Here is a 6,729-nt window from a genome sequence, read left to right on the forward strand (position 1 = left end):
CGGCGCCCGTTCGAACTACCAAGCAAACTCAATCGAGCCGCAGCGGCGGGTGCGCTCGATCGGCAGACTCATCATCGATGCCAGGCATTGCGCCGTCCATAGTTTTTTGTTGCCGGCGTTCCGGCCGCGTCTCTAAAGCCAAGTAGAAAAGTACTACGGCGCTCTTTCAGTCAACCGCGGAAATCCCCCATGGTCCAGTCTACAATTGAAAATCTCTTGAGGCACAATCGATTTGCTGCAGTTACCTCGGCCGCATTCCAGCCGAACGAGATCATTCTTCGACGGCTAAAAGGCACCGAACGGCTGGGGGAACCCTTTCGCTATGAGGTGAAACTCGCCACACCCAATCCAGTTCAGAACTTCGCTAACATTCCCGGCCAATTCTTGACGGTCGGCTTGAAGCTGAAGGACGCGGGAACGCGCTTCTTCAATGGCGTCATCACTCGGTTTGAGTATCTTGGCCTGGACGACACGGAGCACCTCAACTATGCAGCCGAGTTGCGGCCTTGGCTTTCCCTGCTCGATTATCGCACCAACAGCCGTATCTTTCAAAATAAGACCAGCATCGAGATCATCTCCAAAATTTTTCAGGAGCACAAAGGCAATTTCAAGAATCGGACAATCGGGCGGTTTCCGAACCGCACGTTTTGCGTGCAGTACGACGAGACAGATTTGACCTTCGTCAGCCGCCTAATGGAACAGGACGGCCTCTACTACTATTTTGAACATGGGGAGAATCGACACGATCTGGTGCTCGTCGACGACCTTTCGAGCCACGAGACATGCAAGCCAGAGGCTGTGGAGACCCACCACAATCTCAGGCCCGCCCGAAATCTCCATCGAGATGACGTCATCTTGCACTGGAGCGAGGCCGTGTCACTGCAGTCGAACAAGGTCGTTCTAAAGGACTACGATCATGAGAGGCCAATGGCAGAGCTTAGCGCGGTAGCGCGCACTCCCTCCGTTCGGATCGGCGACATTCCTCCCGGAAAGAGCGCCGTGGGCGCCGGCACCCGTCTTTCTGGCGCCGCTGGCGCGGCGTTGGAGACGGCGCCTGCGGACTTTTTCTCAGCCATACAGGAGACATTCATCTATCCCGGAGGCTACAAGGCGAAAAGGGATGGCGACTTCTACGCCACTATCCGAGCGGAAGAGCTTGCTTGCAACGCCTATCGGGCGCGTATTGAAACTACAGCTCGCCAGATCCAAACGGGATTGATCTTCAAGGCTGCAAACCCCTTTTACTACGGCGATGTGGGTACGCGCCCGAGGGCTACCCAGCGCTTTCTCGCAATCGCGAATGACTTCACGGTTTTAGGAGAAGTGGGAGACCGTCCAACGGAAGCGGTGACCACCGACCAAAACGTCGAGTGCTTGCTCTATCACAGCACAGTGGAGATCATCTCTGCGAGCACACAGTATCGCTCTCCGCGCCGCACACAGGTGCCGCTAATCAAAGGACCGCAGACAGCGGTGGTCGTGGGCCCGCCGGGCGAGACAATCACGACGGACCAGTACGGCCGCATCAAAGTCCAGTTCTTCTGGGACCGCGAGGGCAACAAGGACGAAAATAGCTCCTGCTGGATCAGGGTAGCGCAGAACTGGGCTGGCAAGGGCTTCGGCTGCCTCCTAACTCCAAGGATCGGCCAAGAGGTTATGGTGGATTTCGTCCACGGCGACCCTGACCGTCCCTACGTAACCGGGGTCGTTTACAACGGGTCCAACTTGCCTCCCGAAAACCTACCGGCTAACAAGACCCGCTCCACCTTCCGAACGCACACCGATCGAGGCACAATTGCGGATTACAATGAGCTGCGATTCGAGGACAGGCAAGGCAGTGAGGAGGTCTTTCTCAAAGCGCAGAAGGACCACAACGTAAAGGTCGGGAATAATTATGCCATCGACGTCAAAAAGAAATACCTCCTCACTTCAGCCTCGGCCCTGGCGGCGTTTGGTAGCAGTATCGAGGTGACACCTAACAAGATTCGCCTTTCAGTGATGGGCCCAGCCGGCCCTCAGGCCATCGAAATAAGCTCTAAGGGCATCGCCATCTTCGGTACGACGATCGGCATGATGGCAACGCCCTTCCGCCCCGGTAGCATCATGTCGATGCCACCGCCCACACCGGGTCCTCCCACTCCTGCGCTGGTGGCGGCTCTGGCCACGTCTGGGCTGGCGAAGATTGATTCCGAATAATGCGATAGTGATCGATTTTGCCCTGAGCGAGTTCCGTGCGGAACGAAACGCATCTTTCCTAGACGGCTAGCAAGCAAAGCAACGGGCGCGAATCCCTCTGTCGAGCCGTCAGCGCCCCCGTTTTTTGCGACCGGCATGTAGGCGCGGCAGCGATCAGAAGGCCCGTTCGGTCGATGTTCCATCTCAGCAAGGGAAACTAAATCGTGAACAAGAAAGGCGGACCTGTTGTTTCCATATCCGGCGCGGACGACAAAAAACTCGCTGCTGCCCTAATTGCAGTTCAATCGGCCCTTTGGGTGGCGATTGAGGCACTATCCAAATTTCAGGAAGCAAGAGACCAGCAGTGGTTTAACGATCTAGAGGAGGTCTCGCTCAACGAAGCCAAAGGCACTGTGACGACAGGTATTTCGATAGAGTCTGAAGCGGAAAGCCTGAAGTTCGGGATCGATGTTCTCAAGGCAATCCTACATTCGAAGCGCGTTCAGCTCGGACTTGCCGCAAAGCCATAACGTCTGTTCGTTGGCCTAGTATGGCGAACTCGACCTTGTGCGTGAGCGGGTTACGCAACTCAATGCTGCGGGCGATATGGACAGGCAAATCGCCAAAAAATTGAACGACGAGGGCATTCGTTCAGCCCGAGGCAGACCATTCACCTACGAGAACGTCTGGCTTCTGCGCCACCGCTGGGGAATCCCGACAGCCAAGATTAACGGTGTCGCAGCCAATCCGACACGCTGGCCTGATGGGACCTACTCTGTACAGGGCGCTGCCGCTGCAATCGGCGTGACGGCTCAAACCATCTTCGATTACCTCGCCCAGGGACTTATCAGCGGTCGGCAAAGCACGAAAGGCCAGCCTTGGCAGATCAGCCTTTCCAGCGACCAGATCGATCAACTGCAAAGCCGCCTGCAGCGGATCAGGCGATCAAGGAGAGGTGCATCATGAAACATTCGAGGACCCTACCGTCGCCGACGCCATTCTCGACAGGATCGTTCACAACGCCCACCGCATCGCGCTTCAGGGCGACAGCATGCGAAAGCAAAGGCCGCGCCCCTCTTGACCGGCGCCGAAAACGGCGAAATCAATCATCCACGAACGCAACAAGGCACCCAAGGACCGACGCCGCCAAACTGTCCCGGCATTAGCGAAACGACTGTCCGGGAATTAGCGGAACCCCCGTCCGGCTTTTGCCAAAATGCGCACACCCGATCCGGCCCACCTTGGGCTGATCATGCGAAAAAGCTTTGGACGGAGTGTTGTGCATGGAGACAGACGGAAAATGGATCAGCGCGCTCAGGCGCTTTCCACAAACCCGATCGGATGCCTGCCATAAACCACGAGCGCCTGCCGAGTGGCATGGTCGTAGAGACGAGGCGCGGTGGCCGGGGAATCAGCTCCGCGCCTTGGCGTAGCAACCGCATTGCATGCTTGCGATCCATGCAGTGTCGCAAAAAACTTGTTGAGAATGCGGGTGACTCTCGGCTGCAACTGCATACCGTTTGCCAAAGCAGGTTGCAAGAAACAGGGCTTGGCACGAAAGCGCATCCATCACCGACATGCTGCGCTCCTATGGGGTGGTGAACGGCTGTCATGCCCGATGTCGAGACACCGCACCGCATAGAGGCCCCAACAATTGGCTGTAACCCTTAGCCCTCGCCTGGTATCGCCATCCGCGGTCCGTCCAACCTGAGATAGCGTGACAAAGCCCCGATATGGCAACATATGAAATATGCATGACGGAGACGCGCGGCTGGCCAGTATACCCATGTTTGCTTTTTGCCACCCGAAGAGATCAAAATGGACAACACAAGACGGCCGTTGCTCCGCCCGGAAACAGGGCGATGGATCGAGAACTTGACCGGGGCACAAACACGTGATCCCCGTGCTAGCTCGTCTCTAGCGCCGACACGGCCGTATTCGCTCGCTTCCCAACCTCCTATCGAGGAGCTCGATAAGTCTTCATTCGCCAAAAAAATGAGGGACTTCTACAGCGATGAAATCAAGCACATCGCAGACAATCCACAAGAGTACTCCCCTTTTGTGTCCTCCAAGGCCGAGCGAACGGCAACACTCGCCAGGCTCTACGGTAGCACCGACCAGGATAGCCCAAAGGCGCGCTATTTTAGCTATGATTTAGGCGAAACATGCGCTGGGCTTTTGAGAACAGAAGGTGGATTTAACATTGAACGGGAGCAGTGGCGGGATCGATTTCCCGGGCGAAAACACATCACATCCATTGTAGACCTTCGCGTTACACATCCACTTGTCGAGAACGCGGGCGATATTCTGCTCGAACATCAACTTCGACTCGACGGTGAACGGCCGTTGATCATGTCACGCCCGGCGTTGCCAGACATGGAAGACCGTCTGCAGCAGATGGGTTTTGTTGATGTGGGCCAAGATCGGTGGGTCCTTGATCCGACGCAGCATCCCGACAAATGGACGAAGAATAGCAACGGTGAATGGCAGAGGGCAGGCAAACCTGGCCTTTACCTTTCTAAGAGTGACGAAAGTGAGAGTGACGAAAGTGTTGATTCGTATTCGAGTGAAGCAAATGACGAGGATGATTCGTCTGATGATGATCCGGCCTGGTACTTGGAGCGCTATATGAATAGACTGGCAATCAAATGACACAACGGAGATGCGCTAAACGGGAATGGTCGCACCCCCTGTCCCGGCCTTGGGTTTCGTCGCGTTAAAGCGCTTTTCGTATCCAGACCTGATGACTGTCTCCGTTTATCTCGCTTCTCTGCGGGCTCGACCTGCGTGGCGGGTAGCAGAGTAATGGGGGGGAGGCGCAGCGAAAGCCCAATCTAAGGTCGTCCTCGGGGCGCCAGAGCCGAGCCGAGGGGGCCTTGCGCATCGCGGCCTGTCTTTTAGAGCGCCGCGTTTTATCTGCCGTTGCAGTATGCTGGAGATGGCCTCCAACGATTGGGGAACCTCGGACTACCGTGCGACAAATGTCCGTGCTTAAGCCCGCATCGAATATGGTCAGACGGTAAAATGCGCGGATGGGAGGGAGGATACGCGCCTTCCAGCAAGGCCTCGGCGAGAGCCGCCCCAGCGTTCAGCCTAAGCGCGCAACCCCGCTGTAGATGTATGACGACCGAACCTTGCAGACGACGATGGCTCGGCTTCCGGCGGCCAGTCATTCGGATCAAAATCCGACGTAACTGCGCTGACGACCCGGGCCCGACCCGGCGGGTCGCAGCGGTCCGCGTTCGGAACAGCTCATCCCAAAACTGATATTGATCGTGACCTCTACTGCGGCAGCTGGAGCGTCGGCGCTTCGCGTGCTTTCCGCTCGGTATACTGCCACAATCTGTGAGACTCTGATGTTCTGCTTCACAGCTCGAGGCCCTCCTCCTGCAGCACTTGACGCATCAGTTCGCCCTTGATCTTGCTGGCGAGCTCGTCGCTGACCAGCTTCCCGAATTCCCGCTCCGCATCGTCGTTGCCGGTCAGATTCTCAGCGGCGAGACGCTGGTCCAGGCTGCTCCGGAATTCGTCACCCATCGCCGCGATGAGCCGATCCTGCATGGCCCCATAGGCCTCGGGGGCAATGCGGCTCACCACCTTCTCCCAAGGCTCCCATTTTGTGGCCAGGTAGGCGGCAAAGCCTGCGGCCTCCTCCTGCCGCACCTGCTCCTCGGCCGCGGTTAGGTCGTCCTCAGTGACCCAGGAGACGCCGAAGAAGCGCATATCGGGGGCAATGAGCGGCATTTCCAGCCGCTCGCGCAGCTTGACCTGATAGGCGAGATAGACCTCGATCTCGTCTACGAAGCGGAGCGTGCTGACCTTCTTCCGTGCGATGCGCTCGAGCGCATCCAGCCGGAACATGACACGGGCTTGCCCGACCAGCTCATCAAGGCGCCGGTCATAGGCCCCGTCCTCGACATCGGCGACCAGCCGGGCAGTCTGCATGCTGTTCCACGTGAGGGTGATCCGATCCTGGCAGGTCTCGCTCGCCCTAAAGGCCAGCGCGAAGTATAGCTCGCGCAATCGCGGCCTGGCCGCCGCTTGCCGCAGATCCTCGACCACCGCCTGTCGGAATTCGGCATTGCCAAAACTCACGGTGTGCCGCAGTCTGTCGAGAAAGCGCGCGTACTCTTGGGCGCCCTCTTCACCGGCGAAGCCCTGCCAGGCGCGCCCCCCTTGCGGATCGTCGACGAGCCAGTCCGCCACCGCCTCGTGCAGGGGCCGCAGAGGACCTTGCTCCGCTTCCTCGTCCATTGAGAAGAAGACCTGCGGGCCGGGATAGTCCGCGGCATACAGGGCTGTCGCCACGTTCCTGCGCACCCTCTCGGGCAACGGGTTAGCATCTAGAAAAACCCTGCACTCAGAGTTTAGCTGCGTCAGCAGGGTCTCCGGCAGGCTGGTCAGCCGGTTGTTGCAGACGTCGAGCCACTGGAGCTCGGCCGGGAGGTGCTCGGGCAGGCTGGTCAGTCGGTTGCCGTTGGCATCAAGCCGCCGGAGCCGCGCCGGGAGGCTCGCGGGCAGGCTAGTCAGCTGGTTGCCGTTGGCGTAGAGCGC

Annotated in this window: 5 protein-coding genes and 1 pseudogene; 5 read left to right on the forward strand and 1 reads right to left on the reverse strand. The window is 58.1% G+C overall.

The window, feature by feature from the left end:
* Positions 1-189: 189 nt before the first annotated feature.
* The 5 genes and pseudogenes from DH10_RS07070 to DH10_RS07090 all read left to right on the forward strand — a co-directional run bounded on the left by DH10_RS07070 (position 190) and on the right by DH10_RS07090 (position 4,827).
* Entirely contained in the window at positions 190-2,196 is a 2,007-nt protein-coding gene (locus DH10_RS07070; RefSeq protein WP_192384557.1) for a type VI secretion system Vgr family protein, read from the forward strand.
* Positions 2,197-2,399: 203 nt separating this feature from the next.
* Complete coding sequence (locus DH10_RS07075; RefSeq protein ID WP_192246851.1) at positions 2,400-2,705, forward strand: hypothetical protein; 306 nt, start codon at positions 2,400-2,402, stop codon at positions 2,703-2,705.
* Between the two features lie 76 nt (positions 2,706-2,781).
* A complete protein-coding gene (locus DH10_RS07080) occupies positions 2,782-3,141 on the forward strand; it encodes a hypothetical protein (RefSeq protein WP_192246853.1) in 360 nt (119 codons plus the stop codon).
* Between the two features lie 10 nt (positions 3,142-3,151).
* Positions 3,152-3,288: pseudogene (locus DH10_RS38130) on the forward strand (ATP-binding protein); the annotation flags it as partial.
* Positions 3,289-3,993: 705 nt separating this feature from the next.
* On the forward strand, positions 3,994-4,827 hold the full coding sequence (locus tag DH10_RS07090; protein WP_246505991.1) for a host specificity protein: 834 nt from the start codon (positions 3,994-3,996) through the stop codon (positions 4,825-4,827).
* A gap of 714 nt (positions 4,828-5,541) precedes the next feature.
* On the opposite strand, the gene DH10_RS07095 is transcribed toward DH10_RS07090, so the two are convergent.
* On the reverse strand, positions 5,542-6,729 hold a 1,188-nt coding region (locus tag DH10_RS07095), incomplete at its 5' end, for an NEL-type E3 ubiquitin ligase domain-containing protein (RefSeq protein ID WP_281423811.1).

The sequence above is a fragment of the Mesorhizobium silamurunense genome (assembly GCF_014843825.1).
In the GTDB taxonomy this organism is placed as follows: domain Bacteria; phylum Pseudomonadota; class Alphaproteobacteria; order Rhizobiales; family Rhizobiaceae; genus Mesorhizobium; species Mesorhizobium silamurunense.